Genomic DNA, 20,711 nt, shown 5'->3' on the forward strand with positions numbered 1-20,711 from the left:
AAAAATAAAGATTCCATTGGCTTTAGCCAAAACCTAAGATATAACTCTCACCAACCTGTGAAAAAAATAGCTTACATAGAAATAGACACGCACGCAGAAATTGCTCAGGCTTTCATGAATATTATGAAAGGGGCTCAGGATTTTGCGGTAGACTATTATTTTTCAAAAAGAATCAAAGATCAGATCAGTCATAATGATGAAGCGGTGTTTTTATCAGACAGTTCTATGATTCTTGATCAGCTGAAAGGGAAGGGATATGATCTGGTGGTAATAGGTACAGTTCATCGCTATTTCAATACATTTTTAGCCATAACCAGAAAGTACAACACGGCAGTCATTGCTCATAATCTTAATTTTATAAAAGCTTCAAAGCTGGATCTGATGAAAAGTGTTTTCAAAGGAGATGTTATTTTCAGACTGAAATTATGGCTGAAAGAAGGACTATTCTACAAAACCAAAGTTTATCAGGCATCAAGATCTCTTTTCGTACTGGATGCTGCTCTGATTTCAGAGAGATATCAGTTTTTACCTCTGTTCTATACCAGAGATTTTGACAAGACAAAAAATGAAAATCTTGTCGTGGTAATTCCTGGTGGCGTTTCACAGAAAAGAAGAGATTATGCTTATATTTTTGAAACAATTCAGAATCTGCATACAGATCAATCTTGTAAATTTATATTCCTGGGAAAAGCCAGCGGACATGAATTAAAACAACTTGAAAATCTGTCTAAAAAATGCCCTGAAAATATTGATATTACCTATTTTTCTGAAAGAGTTTCTTCTGAAGACTTTGAGAAATGGATGCAGAAAGCAGATGTTTTGTGGTGCCCGATTCAGCAGGATACAGAGTTTTTCAGCATGAAAGAAGCTTATGGGCAGACTAAAATGACGGGAAACCTGGGTGATGCCATAGCGTATGGAAAACTGGCTGTTTTCCCAAAAAATTACCCTTCAAAAACTGACTTTATTATTCCTGAAAAAGAAAATATTCTTGAGCAGTTAAAGACACTTTCAGACACTCCGTTTGATTTTTATACAACCTATAGCAAGAAAGAAGTTCAACAGAAAATGGAACAATTCTTACAGGGGCTAATCTGATCTTCTTTGCCTTAAAATGCCCTATTTAATCTTAAATACACTCTTAATAAACCTCATATTCAGATAGTCTTCAATCGGGAATATTTTTGTGAAATAATTTCCTACATAAATGAGTATCAGGACAACAGCTGGTTTGTAAACGAGATTCAGCAGATTACTGTCGAAGTTCGGAAGGACAATAGCTACTGTAATGGCCAGCGTGCAGATAATAGAGACAAAAATCATTTCAATACTTAAAGGAGAAACTTTAAATACAATATAATTGAAAATGATTTTTACAACATTGTAAATGGTAAGGGAAATCGCTGTAGATAAAGCAATTCCAATCAATTTAAGATCTGTATTCTTAATGAAGTAATAGTTAAGTCCGATAGTAAGTCCGGCCAGTAAAAGCATGACCAGAATATTGAATCTGTAATATTTTGAAAGCGAAATAATATTCCCGTTAAATCCTGTTGCAAGGTCTATCAATACTGCAGAACCCCAGATCCAGACTACAGGCTCATATTCTCTCAGCATGATTCCGTTCTTTGGCATGAATTGCGTCAGGTAAGGGAATCCTACCATGATACAGGAGAATAAAACGGCTCCAAGGAAATACAGGGTTAAAGATGTTTTTTTGTGGAATCTGTCCAGCTCTACCATATCTCCGTCTGCCAGCGTTTTGTTGATGATAGGTGCCGAAATATTAAATAATCCAAGTTGTGGAATAGAAATCAATGAGATCAAAGCATACAGAACAGAATAAATTCCTACTTCTTCCATTCCCATAAATTCTCCAATCATAAAGCTGTTGATCGCCAGATAATTTCCAAAAGTTCCCAGAAATCCAAAGAAACTGTAATTGAAAAAATCTTTCCAGAAGTTATTTTTTTTGAAGTAATCTGTATTGAAATCCAGCTGAATCTTTTCCAGTTTGTTCGTGTAATAGATATACCCCAAAAGCATTAAAAAGAAGATTCCAAAAAAGAAAGCATATGCAATGGTCTGTGATGTAGCAGCTGTAATATTCTGCGATAAAGCAAAGAAAAAGAGACAAAATGCTCCCAGATTGGCTATTTTCGGAAACAGATTATCGAAAATATTGGAAACCACAATTCTTTTATAATTGGATGTATATTTATTGAAAATGGCACAAAATGAAAGAATTAAAATCAGTGGAAGAATCATTTCTTTGATCTTCCATGCCTCAGAATGCCTGAACTTTGGATAAAAATAAGGAAGTATGAAAAATACAACGGTGAAAATAAGAAAGTTGATAAAAACCGTCAGCAGTGACAATGACAGCATATTCTGTTTTTTACCATCCTTTTCCACGGTGTGAAAAAACTTTACATTCGAATAGGAAATACCCAATACAACAAAGGGAACCAGCATCTCAGCCGTCGGAAGAATGTAGCGCAGCTTTCCGTAAAATTCAAAATCATTCGGAAATATGAATATTGCGGAAACGGTGCCCAGCAAAAAACCAATATAACCGATAATGGAATATTTGAAGCCTTGTCTCGCTACTACACTCATAAAGTCGTTTTAATTGTTTTTAGGTATAAAAATAATATTGTTGATGTACTGAGTTTTATTTTTTTCGTCGTTTGTATTTTGTGTAATGATATCTTCTGTAAGATTTTCCAGGGTAAAGCTGTTTCTGTTCAGATATTTGGGATCATATCCCCAGCTCATCACTTCAGAAATCTCATTCCATATAGGGGTTTGGTGGTGTCTTTGTTCCATTTCGACCATTAAAGTAGGCTTAAATTGTCTGATGGTTTCTCTCGCCCCGACAAGGGTTTTTATTTCGTTTCCTTCAACGTCTATTTTGATAAAGTCTAATCTGTTGAAGTGTTCCAGTGCAGCCCATTCATCCAGTTTTATCACTTTTACTTTCTCTGTATAACTTTTCTCTTCTCCTTTTTCTTTGTAAGAAGTGTTTAATGTACCGCGGGAAGCAATTGTTTTTCCATTAATAATCGGTACTTTGAATTCTGCTATTCTGTTTTCATCAGAAAGAGCCAGAGGAAAGATGTGCATTGCCGGAAACAGCCTTTTCAATCGTCGGTAAAGCTTTTTATTAGGTTCAAAACCATAAATATGATCGTGGTTCAATGTATTTTCCAGCTGATAAAGGAAAGTTCCTACATTCGCACCAATATCCAGAATTACAGCATTTTTAGAAAGGTATTGTTTAATCCATACCAGTTCCGGTTCTACATTACGTTCCGAAAAATTATTTTTATTAAGATTATTTAAAGTTTTAAAATATCTTTTTTTGTAAAAATTCGGGCTTATGTATTGTAGTTTCTCTGCAATTTTTTGGTATAAAGACATTGTAAGCTTTTTGGCGAACAGCAAAGATACGTAAAAATGTAAAACTTTTCTTAAAAAAATGTTAATTATAATGCGCTGATTTTCAACAAATATCCTTCGTTTCTGTTTTTGTAACCGGTTGATTTTTAATTATTTTAAATTTGTCATATAGACATCTGTACAGGCTGAATGCCATCTTAAAATATCCAATAAAGATGCAGAGCACAAAGAATATTATAGATCATCTGTGAAAATCTATGTTATCTGTGGGGGAAATTGATCCTGTGCATTAAAGAAAAGGAGTATTCAGGAAGTCATTTAAAGGTTTCATGAGTTTGAAAACTTTGCTCATATTTTTCACTGCATTTTTGTCCAGTATTTCCTCATCTTTCAATGAATATACCACAATGAAATTTTTAAGCTTAAGATATTCTCCCATAGGATCCTCCTTTTCAAAACCTTGAGGAATTTTCTTCAGCTTATCGTCCTGATCAAGCTCAGGAAAATGTTTTTTAAAATCTTTATGGTTGAGAATTTTAAGAAAATCATCTCCGTATAACGAAATCTCTTTACGCACTTCTTTCAGAACAGAAGATTCGGGCATGTAAATTCCTCCTGCTAAAAAGGATTTCCCGGGTTCCATGTGAAGATAATAGCCTCCTTTCTGATTGCCTTTTCCCATTCCCAGAGAAGCTCCGAAATTGGTTTTATAAGGAGATTTGTCTTTTGAAAAACGGGTGTCTCTATAAATTCTGAACAGGGCTTTTTTACTGTCTATTTTTGCAAGTTCTTCATCAAAACCGGACATCTCTTTAATCAGTTCATCTAAAAATGAAATCACATTTTGCTGAGATTCTGTGTACAGGTTTTTGTTTTCAGTAAACCATTCGCGGTTATTGTTTTCAGTTAATTTTTTTAAAAAATCAAATGTTTTTGAAGAAATGCTTGCAGACATATGGTGTGAGGTGTTTTTGGTTGTTAAGTGAGATTGATAAAGGCTTCTCAACCCCGGATCCCGAAACTTCGCAACCCGTATCTCACAAATCAAATGTACAAAAACTATTCATATCTCAATGCTTCAATAGGATCAAGTTTTGATGCTTTCAACGCAGGATTATATCCGAAAAATACACCGGTCACCGCACAGACAATGAAGGAAACTATAATTGAAGATTCTGTAATAAAAGTTGGCCATGAGAGGAAAAAAGTGACCAGTTCTGAAGATAATATCCCTAAAAGTACTCCAAGGATTCCTCCAGTGATACTGATGAGTACCGCTTCAATAAGAAACTGGTATAAAATATCTTTTCCTCTTGCGCCAATAGACATTCTCAGCCCTATTTCTTTGGTTCGTTCCGTTACTGAGACATACATGATATTCATGATTCCGATGCCTCCTACAATAAGGGAAATGCCTGCGATTGCCGATAAAAGTACGGTCAGTAGCTGGCTGGTAGAACTCATGGTAGAGATAAGTTCAGCCTGGGTTCTCACACTGAAATCATCATTGCTTCCGTCAGCAGGAAGTTTATGCTGTTTTCTTAAAATCTCAGAAACCTGGTCTGTAGCCTGTTGTGACGTGTTTTCATTCGAAGAAGCGGCATAAATAGTTTGAACATACGTGATTCCTAAAAATCTTCTCTGAACGGTATTGAACGGAGCGATGATCACATCATCCTGATCCTGCCCGAATGCATTGGAACCTTTTGAAGCCAGAATTCCAATCACTTTCATAGGAACTTTATTAAATCTGATGATACTTCCTACGGCATCTTCCCCGTTGGGAAATAAATTATTATAAACGGTTTGCCCTAAAAGACAGACTTTGTTGGAAGATGTTACATCCTTTTTGGTGAAAAGATTACCTTCTGCAATGCTCCAGTCTCTGATGCTGAAATATTCTTCGTTCACTCCCTGTAATTGAGTCGGCCAGTTGTTTGCTCCGTTGATAGACTGTCCGTTGGTTTGTACTGCAGGGGAGACGTAGGAAACATCCGGAGCTCCTTTTGAAATGGCATCTGCATCCTGAGGTCTCAGGGTCTGTAATCCCGATGCACCAATTCTTGCTCCACCGGAAACATTTATATTACTGGACGGACGTATGGTGATCATATTTGAGCCCATAGAAGAAAGCTGATCACTGATACTTTTTTTTGAACCTTCTCCAATAGCGGTCATTGCAATCACAGAAGCCACCCCGATAATAATACCGAGCATGGTTAAAAATGCACGAAGCTTATTCCGTAAAAGGGCTTTCCAGGCAATTCTGAAGAGGTTGGAGAGGTTCATTGTACTGCGTTTTTAGTTAACTAATTATAATCATCATTTACGGGAAGGTTTTCCAGAGCTTCTTTGGCAGACTTTATATTGTCATTTTTAACATCTTTAATGACTTTTCCATCCCGAAGGGTTACTGTTCTGCTGCTGAAAGTGGCAATGTCAGGTTCGTGGGTTACAAAAACGATCGTTCGTCCCTGATGGTGCAGATCCTGCATCAGAGCCATAATTTCATAAGAAGTTCTGGTATCCAGATTTCCTGTAGCTTCATCAGCCAGAATCATTACAGGTTCATTTACCAAAGCTCTGGCAATAGCGACTCTTTGCTGCTGCCCTCCGGACATCTGATTGGGAAGGTGATCAATCCTGCTCTCAAGTTTTACAGATGTCAAAGCCTGTATTGCTCTTTTGTGGCGCTCTTCTGTAGATATTTTTGAATTGTAGAGAAGCGGCAGTTCTACATTTTCTTTGGCTGTAGTTCTGGGAAGAAGATTATAAGACTGAAACACAAAACCTATTTTTTGATTTCTGAGAACAGCAAGTTCATCACGGTCAAGGTTTTTAATATTAACCCCATCCAGAATATAATCTCCGCCAGAAGGTTTATCCAGGCAGCCAATGATATTAAGTAACGTAGATTTTCCGGAGCCGCTGCTTCCCATAATCGTCACAAATTCTCCTCTCTCTACCGTAAATGTTACACCTTTCAGAGCATGAACAATTTCTTCGCCCATCCTGAATTCTCTTTTCAGATCTGTAATCTCCAGAATTTTCTCCGTCATGACTTTTGTTTTTAGGTTTGCTAGTTGCTAGTTGCTGGTTGTTTAGGCTTGATTTGAATTATCTCGGTCCGCCGCCACCGCCGCTGTTTCTGTTGTTTCCACTACCTCTTCTTTGAGGCATGAATGGGCTTTTGGTTTGTCCTCCGGAAGATTTTTTGGACAAAACTTTGTAGCCGGTGATGATATTGTCATTTTTATTTAACCCTGAAACAACCTGTATTTCGGTGTCATTATCCATTCCTGTTTTTATCTTTTTACGGGAGATTGTGCTGTCTTTCGCAATGATCCAAACTGCCGCTTCGTTCTTGTTCTCACTTTCTTTATTTTGTTTCTTCCCTTGTCCTTTTTCATGTTTTTTACCATTGGCAAACGGAGAATTTACTTTATACTTTTTGATGACCAGGCTGTCCGGTCTGAAACTGGTAGCAGCTACAGGAATCTTCATGGCATTATTTAAAACCTCAGTGTAAATAGTAATATTGGCGGTCATTCCCGGCTTTAGCTTTAAACTGGAGTTGTCAGCGTTGATAATGGTGGTGTAATTCACAACATTCGATGAAACGGTAGGATGAAGGCGGACTTCTGAAACCTCACCATCAAAAGTCTCATCCGGAAAAGCATCCACTGTAAATGTGGCTTTCTGGCCTACTTTTACATTTCCGATATCAGCCTCATCTACTGAGGCACGCACCCTCATTTTGGTAAGATCCTTGGCAATACTGAAGAGGGTAGGAGTACTGAAGCTTGAAGCTACTGTTTGCCCTTCACTCACATTCCGGTTGAGTACAGTTCCGTCAATGGGAGAATAAATATTGGTAAGAGAAAGGTTTTTGTTGGCTGTGGAAAGCTGAGCTGTTACGGAACCTACCTGCGCCTTTGCAGCATTGTATTGATTGGTGGCAACGTCATAATCCGCTTTGCTGATTGCACCCACTTTGTACAGTTGTGACTGTCTGTTGATATTGATTTCGTTATAAGCCAGATTACTTTTTGCGTTTTGCAGATTGGCTTTGATCTGCTGTGACTGGTACTGAAGTAAATCCGGATCTAAAGTAGCCAGTAATTCCCCTTTTTTCACAGTAGAATTGAAATCCACATAAATATTTTTAATGATTCCCGATACCTGAGTACCCACTGCCACTGTATCTACAGGCTGAATGGTTCCGGTAGCCGTAATTGAATTTGAGATTTCTCCCATTTCAGGGTTTACTGTTTCCAGCTGAATTTTTACTTCTTTTTCTCTGATGAAGAAAAACCAGACTGCTCCAAGGGTAATAATACCACCCACAACCCAGTACAACCATTTTTTATTCTTTGTTTTCATAGCTTACTTTAGATTTATAGGGTTACCTGCGTAAAATTCGTAGATCTGTTTATTGAGAACTGCGGTGTATTTCGCCTGAAGAAAATTCTGAACAGACTGAATATAAAGCAGTCGTTGTTGCTGAAGCTGCACATAATCAATGCTTCCGATTTTCATCTGGGCATTTACAATATCATAACTCTGTTGGCTGATGTCCATTTGTGTTTTAGCAGAGTCATACTGTGAAAGGGCATTCTGAAGATTGATATAAGATTGTTCTATCTGTTGATTAAGAATTGTTTTGGTATTTTGTAAATCAAGATTGGCCTGTTCTATAGCAATTTTTGATTTCTCAATCTGTGTTTTATAGATTCTGTTATTGTAAATCGGAATTCCAAGGCTTAAACCAATAGGCATGTAAAAATTGTTTCCCAGCTGGTTAAAATAATTTCCGTTTCCGTTGGAATAATTGGTGGAAATATTTCCTGACAGGCTTAAAGTAGGCTGGATGGATGCCTTAGCCATTTTCAGATTGGTATTGGAATTTTCAACATTCAGTTCGCTGTATTTTATTTCCGGACGCTGATTTTGTGCCAGATTCTGGACATCTTCAAGGGTTTTCAATTGATTGTCTACGATAATACTGTCGGGTTTTACAATCTGGAAATCATAATTTGAAGGCAGCTGCAGGATTTGTTTTAAATTCACCGTATTGGTCCGCAGGCTATTTTGAGCTGCTGTCAGATTGTATTGATCCTGGGCTACCTGAGACTGAATCTGAAGATAATTTAATTTGGAAAGGCTTCCTGCTTTGTAGAGCTGATCTCCTTGCTTTAATTGTGTTTGGGTTGTTTTCAAAACATTTTCAAGAGAAATGATATTTTCCTGATTCATCAGAATATTCAGATAGGCCTGAGTGATATTCAGGGTGATATTGTTTTCGGATTCCTGTACAGACAGATCGGCCATCTGTACCAGGAGATTCTTTGAAGTTTCGTTATTTTTAATGTAGTCAGCATGATAAAGGGTCATAGAAGAATTGGCTCCGATGCTTTGAGAGGGTGCTCCCGTCATGTGAAGGCCGTCACTTCCGTTGAGAGCAAAAAGTCCTTGTGAAACAGTTCCGTTTAAGCTGGGGTATTTTGCTTCTTTTGCCTGAAGGAGATCCTGGTAGGTAGAATTTTTTGAAAGTCTGAGAGAATGAATAGAAATATTATTCTCCTTTGCATATGCAATGCAATTTTCCAGAGTCCAAGTATTGGGATAATTGGGCGTTTGGGCAAATATTTCAATGACTATGCATGAGAATATCAAAAAGAAAAATTTGCTTTTCATGGTTTTATTTTTGAAAATTCATAAATAACACAGAAAAAATTAATCCAATTTAATAAAAAAAAATAATGTTTAACAACTTTTTAACCTAAGGCTTGTTTTTTTAGATTAAATTTTCCAAAAATTAAAAATATATTAAAGGATTGTGAATTTAAGTTTGGATATTTAAAAATTTGTTCAAAAACAAATCAAATATTTATTGTATCTTTGCAAAAATTTTAAAATAGTTAATGAATTTATTTACGGAAACCAATTTAAGTCCTGATATCCTTAAGGCAATTGGCGAACTGGGCTACGAAAGCCCAACAGAAATCCAAAAACAGACTATCCCTTTTATTCTTTCAGATATTCGCGACTTGATCGCACTTGCGCAGACAGGGACAGGCAAAACAGCAGCGTTTTCGCTTCCGATTTTGGATATGATTGACGATACGAGTCGCAAAATCCAATTATTGGTGCTTTGTCCGACACGGGAATTATGTCTTCAGATTTCGAAGGACATAAAGAATTACTCTAAGTATATGAAAGACATCAAAACTACTGCGGTTTATGGTGGAAGTAGTATCGTGGAGCAAATGAGATCTTTAAAGGATAAACCACAAATCATTGTGGGAACTCCAGGTAGAGTAATTGATCTTATTAACAGAAAGGCATTAGACTTTTCTGCCATTCATTGGTTAGTATTAGACGAAGCTGATGAAATGCTTTCTATGGGATTCAAGGATGAATTGGAAACCATTCTAAGCGAAACTCCGGAAACGAAACAAACTTTCTTATTCTCTGCAACGATGAATAAAGAGGTGGAAAGAATTTCCAAAAATTATCTTACAAAACCACACCGTATTTCAGTAGGTTCTATCAACGAAGTGAAGAAGAACATTACTCACGAATATTATGTGGTAGGATACCGTCAGAAAAAAGAAGCATTAAAAAGATTAATTGATGCTAACCCTAATCAGTACTCCATTATCTTCTGTAGAACGAGAATGGAAACTCAGGAGGTGGCAGATTTCTTAATGCAGAACGGGTATGCAGCTGATGCTCTTCATGGTGATCTTTCTCAGGCGCAGAGAGATACGGTAATGAAGAAATTCAGACTGAAAAACATTGATATTCTTGTAGCTACAGATGTGGCAGCAAGAGGATTAGATGTAAACTCCCTTACTCACGTTATCCACTTCTCTTTACCAGATGATCCTGAAGTATTCGTTCACAGAAGCGGAAGAACAGGTAGAGCTGGAAAAGATGGTATTTCTATGGCGTTAATCAAGCCTGAAGAAAGCAGAAAACTGAAACAGATCAAATCTGCGACTAAAATCGAAATTAACGAAAAATTCATTCCTACAGGTGAAGATATTATCAAAGCTCAGGTAGGGGGTGTATTCGAAAAATTATTGACAGAGCACGAAGATCTTTTCGAATTTGACGATAGCTTAATCCCGGATCTAAGCAACTTTACAAAAGAAGAATTGGTGCACCAGTTGCTACAGTTCCAGTTGAAAGACCTTGCTTTATACTACAAAGATAAGCATGATCTTGCTGAGCAGAAATTAAGCAGCAGAGATGATGATTTCTCAAGAAGAGACCGTGGACGTGATAGAGACAGAGATAGAGACAGAGGTCGTGATAGAGACAGAGGAGAACGCGGAAGAGACAGAGAGCGTAGTGGAAAGCCAAGAAGAAGAGATGAAAACATGGTAAGATTCTTCTTCAACCTTGGTAAAAAAGACCATTTGAAGAAGCTTGATGTTTTAGATATTATCAATAAAGCAACTGCTGGCGGAAAAAGCAAGAAAAGAGCTGAAATCGGTGATATTGAAATCCTGGAGAAGTTCTCTTTCTTCGAAGTTGAAAAATCGTTCAAAGACAATGTTTTGAGCAATATTCAATCCATGAAGTTCAAAGGAAAAGATATGAGAGCTGAAGTAGCAAACTAATCTCTCCTTATACCATACAAAACCGGCCTCAAGGCCGGTTTTTTTATTTGATAATCAACGGGTAAGCGAATGTTAACAAAACTTAATGTTATATAGTTTCACGTGCAATCCTTTTTTAAGAAATTTGCACACGAATTATAAATACTAAAAAATGGGAATTGGTAATATTTTCCACGCTTTTCAACCAAAAGATAAAATCTTCTTTGTACTTTTCGAAAAAGTAACTGAAAATCTAGTTGCAATGTCAGAAGAATTCAACACAGGAATCAAGGATTTCGATCTTAACGACGATTCAATGTTGAAGAAAATGAGCGACTTCGAACACAAGAATGATGAACTTACTCACGAAATCTTCGTAGAACTAGGCAAAAACTTCATTACACCTTTTGACCGTGAGGATATCCACACACTAGCAACAGGACTGGATGATATTGCTGATTATATCTACGCATCCACAAAATATATTTTCCTGTACAAATCACCTGAGATGAAGGCATATTCTGACTTCTCTTTATTGATCCACAAAGCATGTCTGGAAATTCAGAATGCGATGAAAAACCTTAAAGGGTTCAAAAACATGGAACAGGTGAAAGAAGCTTGTATTAAAGTGAACTCTATTGAGAATATTGCTGACGATTTGCTTTCCAATTCAATGGTAGAATTATTTGAAACCAATGATGCCATCAACATTATTAAAGTTTCATCAGTATTGAACTACCTTGAAATTGTAACGGACAAAGCAGAAGATGTTGCCAATACAATCGAGAACATCATGATTAAATACGCCTAATACATAGCAAAAATGGAATTTCCGATTTTACTTATAGTTATTATTGCGCTGGCTCTGATCTTCGATTATATCAATGGTTTCCATGATGCTGCCAACTCAATTGCAACTATAGTTTCTACAAAAGTTTTAACTCCATTCCAGGCTGTACTTTGGGCGGCACTTTGGAACTTTGCAGCGTTCTTTATTGCTGCTTACATCATTGGAGAATTCAAAATTGGTAATACAATTGCCAAAACAGTTAATGAGAATTTTATCACTCTTGAGGTTATATTTTCCGGTTTGATAGCTGCTATTGCCTGGAACCTTTTAACATGGTGGTTTGGAATTCCTTCATCATCATCACATACGCTGATCGGAGGTTTCTTAGGAGCTGCTCTTATGCACGCTTTCATGATGGATTATCATGATGTAGCTGCAGCACAACCGGAGCTTGGAATGTGGGAAACCATTAAAGAAGCTTTCAGCCAGGTAACACAACAGGGTGTGGTAAAGTTTGATAAAGTAATTCCTATCTTCCTGTTCATTTTCATGGCACCCATTATAGGGATGATTATCTCCATCATTATCACATTGATTATTGTACACCTTTATAAAAGATCAAACCCTCACAAAGCAGACAAATCTTTCAAAAGACTACAGCTGGCTTCATCAGCACTGTTTAGTTTAGGACACGGTTTGAACGATGCTCAGAAAGTAATGGGAATCATTGGAGCAGCGGTAATTTATTACCATGTTAATATGCTTCAGGATACACAATATTTGAATATTCCTTCTGCGGAACGTTTTGATTATTTTGCACAGCATTATATCTGGGTTCCTTTAGTATCATTTATTGCCATTGCGTTAGGAACAATGAGTGGTGGCTGGAAGATCATCAAAACTATGGGTACGAAGATCACGAAAGTAACTTCATTAGAAGGAGTAAGTGCAGAAACTGCAGGTGCTATTACCTTATTCATCACAGACCACTTCGGTATTCCTGTATCTACTACCCATACGATCACAGGTTCTATTATCGGGGTAGGATTAACGAAAAGAATTTCAGCAGTAAGATGGGGGATTACAGTAAGCCTGCTTTGGGCTTGGGTTCTAACCATTCCAATCTCTGCAATAGTAGCAGCAATTACCTATCTTACGGTAACCTTCCTGTTCTAAAAAAACAAATCATATAATTATATAAACTTTGTCCGTTTGGGCAAAGTTTTTTGTTTTTATCCTATTGAAACTTAAATCATTAATTAAAAAACAAGATATTTATTGTTATGATGAATGTGTTTATATTTTGTTTAGTATAAATTTCGTATTGTTATGATTTTCATTGCTTTATGTTTTGATTATTTTATAAATTCAACAAAAGTTTTGTGAATTTTTTTGACATTAAACAATATTACTAATTTAAAAACTTAAAAAACAAAATGAAAAAAATTATTTTATTAGCTGCATTTGGAATTACTGGATGGGTAAATGCCAAAAGCTTAGAAATTAAAAAAGTAGAAGAACATATTGAAAACGTGAAGGCTTTTACCCGTTATTTAATAACGTTAAAGACTATTTGTGGAACTACTTATCAAACTATTCTTGACACTGATTTTGATACATATGATTGTGTAAATAATGAATGGGAAATGTATAATCAGCAGGATTGTGGACATACTAGTTATGAAAATCCACCTGTTTAATATGATCTAAACTAAAGTAGTTTAGGAGATCTTTTTACACTTATTATTTATGAAAAGAAGTTTCAATATATTTTTTTGTTTTCTTTTAATTCTTATTAAAAGTCAGACTCCAAAGCAAGAGAAAAACCTCTCTATCTTAGAAGTCAAATATAACTTCTCCTATTTAGAAGATACTTTAAACGCCAAGAACCTTATTTCAGAGCCCATGATACTGCTTACTAATGGTAAGAAGTCTCTTTACTACAGTGAAAATGATAAAGCCTTTTCAGATGGTTTTAAAAAACAATTAGATGCTGCAATAAAGACAGGAAGTATTGTGGAGCCTGGCAAATTATTACAATCAAAAGTAAGACATTCTGTTTATAAGGATAATGATTCTCTTTATATATCAAATTATTTGGGTAGAGATTTTTATACAATCTATATAGAAGGTATTCATTGGAAGATTGATAACTTGACAAATAAAATTATTCAAGGATATAAATGTACAAAAGCTGTGGCAAAAGTGGGTAGGAGAACATATATTGCATGGTTTACTTATGATGTACCCATAAATGATGGTCCTTACAAATTTAAAGGTCTTCCAGGATTAATTTTGAAGGTCAATGATGAAAGTCAATACTTTAATTTTGAACTTCTTTCTATAACTAAAATAAATTTACCTATATCCTATAAAAAAGGACTATTAATTACCAAAGATCAATACTTGGCAAAACGTAAAGAATATAGTAATGATCCTTCTCAAGGTAAAATTAATACTCCTGCATATAGAAAAAGGATTAATGAAAATAAGAATAAGTTTAATAATTTTTTAGAAGAGTAGATAATGATAAAAATCCTCATCAAAACGATGAGGATTTTTGTTTTATAAAGCCCCGAAAAATCGTATTTTTGTTCAAATTATAAGATTTTATGGAATTTTTAGACAGATACCAGCAGATTGTTGCAGATGCCATCACTAAATATACTTTTAAAGATAAACCTTCGGAGCTCTATGATCCGATGAATTATATTATTTCCCATGGTGGAAAGCGTCTTCGTCCCATTATGGTGCTAATGGCATGTGATATGTTCGGTGGAGATCTAAAGCAGGCAATCAAACCGGCATTGGCTATTGAATTCTTCCATAACTTCACCTTAATCCATGATGATATTATGGATGAAGCTCCTTTAAGAAGAAATAAACCTACCATTCATACTTTACATGGTCTTAACGTAGGAATTCTTTCCGGAGACGGACTGATGCTGAAAGCGTATAAGTTTTTTGAAGATCTTGAACCAGAAATTTTCAAAGCATGTATCAGAATATTTACCCACACCGGACTTCTTTTATGTGAAGGACAGCAGTATGATATCAATTTTGAAACTCAGAAGGATGTTACTTTTGATGATTATATCAGAATGATTACTTACAAAACAGGAGTTCTAAGTGCATCTTCATTTGAGATCGGAGCTCTGATTGCAAGAGCAGATTTTAAAGATGCCAAAGCTATTTTCAACTTCGGAAAGCATATCGGAATTGCATTCCAGATTATGGATGATTATCTTGATGTATTCGGAGATCAGGCTCAGTTTGGGAAAAAGCATGCCGGAGATATTTATGAAAATAAGAAAACTGTTCTATATCTATTAGCAAGAGAACATGCTACGGATGAAGAAAGAAAAGAACTGGATTACTGGTACTCTAAGAAGACTGAAAATGTGGATAAGGTGTATGGAGTAGAAAAGATTTTCAGAAGAACCAAAGTAGATGAAAAAGCGTTACGTCTGATTGAAAAACATAATGAAATTGGACAAAGCTATCTTCAGAAAATAGATGTTCCGGAAGAAAAGAAAAAACCTTTTATCGAACTGGCAAATTATTTGTTGAGAAGAGAAAGTTAATATAGGTAGTAGAGGGTAGGTCGCAGGTAGCAGCAATTTACCTGCAACCTATTTCCTGCAACCTAACCCCTACACAATGAAATTCAGAACAGAAGTTGATATTCCTGCATCAGAAAAGAAAATTGAAATTGAAGATAAAATATTTTCAATAGGTTCGTGCTTTGCCTCTGAAATGACGGATTTACTGCAAGACGGGCAACTTCAGACTTTAAATAACCCTTTTGGGACCATTTTTAACCCTTTTTCCATCAATTATGCGGTCAATAGATTACATGATTCCGCATTTTATGAAGAAGAGGAGTTGATTACCTATAATGAAGAATATATTTCTCTAGATCATCACACCAGTTTTGATACCCGTTATATTCATCAGACCTTAGATAAGATTAATGGAGCCATTGAAGCGGGAAATGCCTTTCTTCAGGAAGCCGACTGGATTATTATTACCTACGGATCTTCATTTATTTATGAATTTCTTCCCAAGAAAAAACTGGTGGCCAATTGTCACAAAATTCCTCAAAAGTTTTTTGAAAAAAGACTGCTTTCCCATCAGGAGCTTACAAATTCCATTTATCAAACAATTCTTGATCTTAAAGATATTTGTAAAGAAGGTGTACAGATTTTGTTCACTGTTTCACCTGTAAGGCATACAAAAGATGGAATGGTGGAAAACCAGTTAAGTAAGTCTAAACTGATTACTGCGATCCATGAATCTATTTCGATGCTAGAAGACTGTCATTACCTGCCTGTCTACGAAATTTTAATGGATGACCTCAGGGATTACCGTTTTTATAAAGAAGATATGATTCATCCCAGCACACAGGCGGTTAATTATATTTTTGAAAAATTCGGGAATGCTTATTTTTCAGGAGAAACTCAGAATTTTATCAAAGAAAATTTTAAGATTATCAAAGCGCTGGAACATAAGACGAGTGACAAGAAAGATCCAAAGTTTATTGAATTCAGAGAAAAGCTGGATCAAAGAATCGAAATTCAACGTAAAAAGGTAAAACATAAAATATTTTAAATGCGTGATTTTACCAAAATTGATTATCTGAAAGACGGAAACGAAAGACAGAAAAAAGCTTACGAAATTCTGATAAAGTATCACGTTTTTGAGAAAATGAAGGACTATTCTCCCATTTTAGCGGGAACTGTTCCTATAGAAATTGACATCAAAGGAAGTGATCTTGATCTTATTTTCGAAGTGGATTTACAATATGAACAAGATTTTCTGGATGATTTACTATTTTGTCAGCTTATTCCTCAAGACACAGACGTTGAATATCCGATTATAAACGGTGAAAAATGCATTACCTTGAATTTTATGCTGGAAGGGTTTCCCATCGAAATTTTCGGACAAAATAAACTTACAATACAGCAAAACGCTTATCTTCATATGATGGCTGAATACAACATATTACAGGAAAAAGGAGAAGAATTTAAACAAAAAATAATAGAACTTAAAAACCAGGGAATAAAGACAGAACCCGCTTTCGGAATATTGCTGGGACTTGAAAATCCCTATGAAGATCTATTGAAATTTTAAATAAAATGATTGATACACATACACATCTATACGCAGAAGAGTTTGATGAAGACAGAAAAGAAGCTATTCAAAGAGCTTTAGATAAAGGAATTACAGAATTTTACCTTCCTGCCATCGATTCTGAATCTCACGAGAAAATGCTGCAACTGGAAACAGAATATCCGGGACAGATCTTTTCAATGATGGGGTTACATCCTTGTTATGTAAAGCCGGAATCGTGGGAAAAAGAACTTGAAATCGTAAAAAATTACCTTGATCAGAGACATTTTCCGGCAATAGGAGAGATCGGGATTGATCTGTATTGGGATAAAACAACGTTAGATATCCAGGTAAAAGCTTTTGAACAGCAGATTGACTGGGCTATAGAAAAAGACCTTCCCATTGTTATTCATACAAGAGAAAGCTTCGATGAGACATTTGAAGTACTGGAAAGCAAGAAACATCCTAAATTAAGAGGGATTTTCCATTGTTTCTCAGGAAATCTTGAACAGGCACAGCACGCTGTTGACCTTAATTTCATTTTAGGAATCGGTGGAGTAGTAACTTTTAAAAATGGGAAAATAGATCAGTTTCTGAACGAAATTCCTCTGGATAAAATTGTTCTGGAAACAGATTCTCCTTATCTGGCTCCGGTTCCCCATAGAGGAAAAAGAAACGAAAGTTCCTATCTTGACTTGGTAGCAGGAAAGCTGGTAGATGTCTACGGAAAGGATTTTTCTGAAATAGACCGCATGACTACAGAGAATGCAAAAAATCTTTTCAGATAATAAAAACATTAAGTTTTAAGATAAATAAAAACCCCTTTCCAATGTTGAAAAGGGGTTTGTTTTTTATTTCTTTCTGGTGAAATTCTTATTCTTTGGCTTTTTAAACCCAACCGAAGCTCCCGCAGAAGGCTTTTTACGGTTATTATTCGGCCTTGAATTATTACTATTGCCTGTTTTAGGTTTCTCACCACCTGCATTAAAAGGTTTGTTGTTAGAATCTCTTTTCTGGGCAACCAGATCATCAGTATGGAACGGATGGTCTTTGATGACAGGGATTTTCTTTCCAATCAGTTTTTCGGTATTCTTTAAGTTCAAAAGATCGAGTCCGTCTACAAAAGATATAGAATTACCTTCAGCTCCGGCTCTACCTGTTCTTCCGATTCTGTGTACATAGGTTTCAGAAACATCGGAAAGCTCAAAATTGATCACGAATTTCAATTCATCAATATCAATTCCTCTTGCTGCAATATCCGTGGCAACAAGAACTCTTGTTTTCCCGGATTTGAAGTTGTTCAAAGCATTTTGTCTCGCATTCTGAGATTTATTACCATGAATGGCTTCAGCAGAAATATCGTCTTTCTGAAGTTTTCTGGAAATCTTATCTGCACCATGTTTTGTTCTTGCAAATACCAATACAGAATCTGAAATATCATTTTGCAGAATGTGAGAAAGCAAATTCAGTTTGTTATCTTTTTCTACAAAATACACAGATTGTTTAATGGTATCCGCTGTAGAAGAAACGGGAGTTACTTCTACTTTTATAGGATTATTTAAGATAGAATTAGCTAGTTTCTGGATTTCAGCCGGCATTGTTGCTGAAAAGAATAAAGTCTGTCTTCTCTGAGGTAAAAGTTTGATGATTCTTTTTACATCATGTACAAATCCCATATCCAGCATTCTGTCTGCTTCATCAAGAACAAAGATCTCAAGATTTTTTAAGCTTATGATGCCCTGAGCAATAAAGTCAAGAAGTCTTCCCGGTGTTGCTACCAGAATATCAATTCCTTTTCTCAAAGCAGCTTCCTGGTTTCCTTGTTTTACCCCTCCAAAAATAACAAGTTGTTTTAATGGAAGATATTTACCGTAAGCATTAATATTTTCCTCAATCTGAATGGCCAGTTCTCTGGTTGGAGTAAGGATTAATGCTTTTATATGTTTATTGGGAATTTTATTTTTGGATAAATTCTGTAGAATAGGGATGGAAAAAGCAGCTGTCTTTCCTGTTCCTGTCTGCGCACAACCTAGAAAGTCTCTGCCTTCTAAGATATCAGGAATAGATCTTTCCTGGATAGGAGTAGGAGTCGTGTATCCCTGTTCCTGGATTGCTTTTGCAATAGGTTCTATTAAGTTTAAGTCTGTAAAATTCAAATGAATTATTTTAAAATTTAAATAAAAATTCCTTCAGTCTGAAAGAATTACATTTTGCAAAGGTAGTCTAAATATTTTTAAGTATCTTATTCCACTTTTTTAGACTTATTTACTATGCGAAAACAGAAATGGCCACCCAATATGAGAAGCCATTTTATTGATATGAAAATCTGAAGTTTATTTAAATTTATATCCTACACCAGCCTGCAGAAATCCAATTTTAATAGGAACTGCATTGCTTTTATTCATTTCTATAAAATTGAAATTGTATCTGGCGTCCACAAAAAACTTTTCATTAATTTTATATTCTGCACTCAGGAAAGGAAATAAATTCAAAGTTTTTAAAGATTCGTAATTGTGGGTTTCTGACTCATCAAAAAGATTATCCATTTTTACTTTGGATGATATGTTAAACCCTAAGTTGATTCCTGCAGATGCAGAAAGTTGCGGAACAATATAGTATTTTACTGAAATAGGAACCTGTATCTGATTGAACTTGTAATCAAAGTTCATATTACCCATGTTTACCACTTCATTTCCCACCAACTCATACCAGGGATAAGCATCTTTACCACCCAATTGAGTATACAGTAATTCAGCCTGCAAACCAAATTTAGAGGATAAAGGTTGTTCTGCTACGATACCTGCATAGAAATAGGATTTTGAATCCAGTCCAGTTCCAAAAAACTTCATGTTGGATAAGGAATATCCTCCTTTTACACCAAAGCTCATAGATGCCTGGTCTTTTGTGTTTTCTTGGGCATTAAATAGTGCTGAGAAAGCCATTGCTGCAAGAAAAAAAATGTTTTTCTTCATGTTTATTTTAAATGGTTACTAATTTTACAAAAAAATAATTCCTCCAAATGAAGGAATTACTGTTACAAAGATAATTTAAATATTTTTTAGTGAAACTATTTCACTTTATTCCATTGTTGGTTCTTTCTTAAGTTTTCAAAAAACTGATAGACTTCTGAAAGCTTTTCACTTCCGTGTTTTCCATAGTCTTCAATGTTTTTTGAAGTTCCGTCTGCGAATTTGATTCCTAAATAAGAGGTTGGAAGATCGGTAATATTTCGTTCACCATATTTGTCGTTTAAGCTTTTTACATTCAATCCATCCAGTAAACTGATGAGTTTATTGTAATCTTCTTCCTTGATGGTTCCTTTAAAAGTTCCCTCACGTGGCTTTGAAAATTCGTCTTTTGAAGGTTTGTCATTGAAATTAAAATGTTCCGCTTCAAAAACGGCTGTTCTGTCGGCACTGATGGTCATTTTAAAGACAGGACAGAATCCAAAACATGGAGTAGCCTCATATTCAATGGTAGAATATTTGGAGTTTATTTTTTGAGAAGTGCAGGAAAATAATAATATAGATGCACAAAAGGCTAGTAAATATTTCATAGTTTTTTTCAATTTCAGAGGATGTTTCAATAATTGTTCCAAAAAGAGAAACTCTTCTTTTGTTTTTATGTTAAATATAAAATGGAAAACCTGCTAACCTTTTATTTGAACCATTAAGATACGATGAAGATGTTAAGAATATGAAGATAAGCTTCGCTGTACGCTTAAAAATCAGAATGATTTACTTAACTATACTTTATTTCTTAAATCCTTCTTAATGGTTTAAAATATTATCTAAAAG

Annotated in this window: 20 protein-coding genes; 10 read left to right on the forward strand and 10 right to left on the reverse strand. The window is 35.4% G+C overall.

Annotated elements, in window-relative coordinates:
- Positions 1–57: 57 nt before the first annotated feature.
- Complete coding sequence (locus ODR02_RS22870; RefSeq protein ID WP_309513651.1) at positions 58–1,098, forward strand: hypothetical protein; 1,041 nt, start codon at positions 58–60, stop codon at positions 1,096–1,098.
- A 21-nt stretch (positions 1,099–1,119) separates the two neighbouring features.
- On the opposite strand, the gene ODR02_RS22875 is transcribed toward ODR02_RS22870, so the two are convergent.
- The 7 genes from ODR02_RS22875 to ODR02_RS22905 form a co-directional block, all read right to left on the reverse strand.
- A complete protein-coding gene (locus tag ODR02_RS22875; protein WP_209785691.1) occupies positions 1,120–2,619 on the reverse strand; it encodes a lipopolysaccharide biosynthesis protein in 1,500 nt (499 codons plus the stop codon).
- A gap of 9 nt (positions 2,620–2,628) precedes the next feature.
- Positions 2,629–3,423 carry an FkbM family methyltransferase gene (locus ODR02_RS22880; RefSeq protein WP_209785690.1) on the reverse strand — a complete coding sequence of 265 codons (795 nt, stop codon included), beginning with the start codon at positions 3,421–3,423 and terminating at the stop codon, positions 2,629–2,631.
- Between the two features lie 268 nt (positions 3,424–3,691).
- A complete protein-coding gene (locus ODR02_RS22885; RefSeq protein ID WP_209785689.1) occupies positions 3,692–4,357 on the reverse strand; it encodes a DUF2461 domain-containing protein in 666 nt (221 codons plus the stop codon).
- A 104-nt stretch (positions 4,358–4,461) separates the two neighbouring features.
- Positions 4,462–5,691 carry an ABC transporter permease gene (locus ODR02_RS22890; RefSeq protein ID WP_309513652.1) on the reverse strand — a complete coding sequence of 410 codons (1,230 nt, stop codon included), beginning with the start codon at positions 5,689–5,691 and terminating at the stop codon, positions 4,462–4,464.
- A 20-nt stretch (positions 5,692–5,711) separates the two neighbouring features.
- The gene (locus tag ODR02_RS22895; protein ID WP_309513653.1) at positions 5,712–6,461 is read right to left on the reverse strand and encodes an ABC transporter ATP-binding protein; all 750 of its coding nucleotides are present in this window, start codon (positions 6,459–6,461) and stop codon (positions 5,712–5,714) included.
- Positions 6,462–6,519: 58 nt separating this feature from the next.
- Complete coding sequence (locus ODR02_RS22900; RefSeq protein ID WP_309513654.1) at positions 6,520–7,785, reverse strand: efflux RND transporter periplasmic adaptor subunit; 1,266 nt, start codon at positions 7,783–7,785, stop codon at positions 6,520–6,522.
- 3 nt (positions 7,786–7,788) lie between these two features.
- The gene (locus ODR02_RS22905; protein ID WP_309513655.1) at positions 7,789–9,099 is read right to left on the reverse strand and encodes a TolC family protein; all 1,311 of its coding nucleotides are present in this window, start codon (positions 9,097–9,099) and stop codon (positions 7,789–7,791) included.
- 227 nt (positions 9,100–9,326) lie between these two features.
- Between ODR02_RS22905 and ODR02_RS22910 the strand changes: the two genes are divergently transcribed.
- From ODR02_RS22910 to ODR02_RS22950, 9 genes are all read left to right on the forward strand, one after another.
- Entirely contained in the window at positions 9,327–11,033 is a 1,707-nt protein-coding gene (locus ODR02_RS22910) for a DEAD/DEAH box helicase (RefSeq protein ID WP_209785684.1), read from the forward strand.
- A gap of 151 nt (positions 11,034–11,184) precedes the next feature.
- Positions 11,185–11,823 (forward strand): DUF47 domain-containing protein, encoded by a 639-nt coding sequence (locus ODR02_RS22915; protein WP_027374906.1) that lies wholly within the window; start codon positions 11,185–11,187, stop codon positions 11,821–11,823.
- Between the two features lie 12 nt (positions 11,824–11,835).
- A complete protein-coding gene (locus ODR02_RS22920; RefSeq protein WP_309513656.1) occupies positions 11,836–12,978 on the forward strand; it encodes an inorganic phosphate transporter in 1,143 nt (380 codons plus the stop codon).
- 260 nt (positions 12,979–13,238) lie between these two features.
- Complete coding sequence (locus ODR02_RS22925) at positions 13,239–13,502, forward strand: hypothetical protein (protein ID WP_309513657.1); 264 nt, start codon at positions 13,239–13,241, stop codon at positions 13,500–13,502.
- A gap of 49 nt (positions 13,503–13,551) precedes the next feature.
- Entirely contained in the window at positions 13,552–14,325 is a 774-nt protein-coding gene (locus ODR02_RS22930) for a GLPGLI family protein (RefSeq protein ID WP_309513658.1), read from the forward strand.
- An 89-nt stretch (positions 14,326–14,414) separates the two neighbouring features.
- Entirely contained in the window at positions 14,415–15,386 is a 972-nt protein-coding gene (locus ODR02_RS22935; protein ID WP_034697588.1) for a polyprenyl synthetase family protein, read from the forward strand.
- Between the two features lie 76 nt (positions 15,387–15,462).
- Entirely contained in the window at positions 15,463–16,413 is a 951-nt protein-coding gene (locus tag ODR02_RS22940; RefSeq protein ID WP_209785680.1) for a GSCFA domain-containing protein, read from the forward strand.
- A complete protein-coding gene (locus ODR02_RS22945) occupies positions 16,414–16,935 on the forward strand; it encodes a DUF4269 domain-containing protein (protein ID WP_309513659.1) in 522 nt (173 codons plus the stop codon).
- 5 nt (positions 16,936–16,940) lie between these two features.
- A complete protein-coding gene (locus ODR02_RS22950; protein WP_209785678.1) occupies positions 16,941–17,702 on the forward strand; it encodes a TatD family hydrolase in 762 nt (253 codons plus the stop codon).
- Positions 17,703–17,765: 63 nt separating this feature from the next.
- On the opposite strand, the gene ODR02_RS22955 is transcribed toward ODR02_RS22950, so the two are convergent.
- The 3 genes from ODR02_RS22955 to ODR02_RS22965 form a co-directional block, all read right to left on the reverse strand.
- Positions 17,766–19,070, reverse strand: a complete 1,305-nt coding sequence (locus ODR02_RS22955) for a DEAD/DEAH box helicase (protein ID WP_209785677.1) — start codon at positions 19,068–19,070, stop codon at positions 17,766–17,768.
- A 177-nt stretch (positions 19,071–19,247) separates the two neighbouring features.
- Positions 19,248–19,886: a porin family protein gene (locus ODR02_RS22960; RefSeq protein WP_309513660.1), complete on the reverse strand. Its 639-nt coding sequence runs from the start codon at positions 19,884–19,886 to the stop codon at positions 19,248–19,250.
- Positions 19,887–19,981: 95 nt separating this feature from the next.
- Positions 19,982–20,470 (reverse strand): DUF6438 domain-containing protein, encoded by a 489-nt coding sequence (locus ODR02_RS22965; protein ID WP_309513661.1) that lies wholly within the window; start codon positions 20,468–20,470, stop codon positions 19,982–19,984.
- Positions 20,471–20,711 lie beyond the last annotated feature (241 nt).

This window comes from Chryseobacterium sp. CFS2 (assembly GCF_036543225.1).
Lineage (GTDB): Bacteria > Bacteroidota > Bacteroidia > Flavobacteriales > Weeksellaceae > Chryseobacterium > Chryseobacterium culicis_A.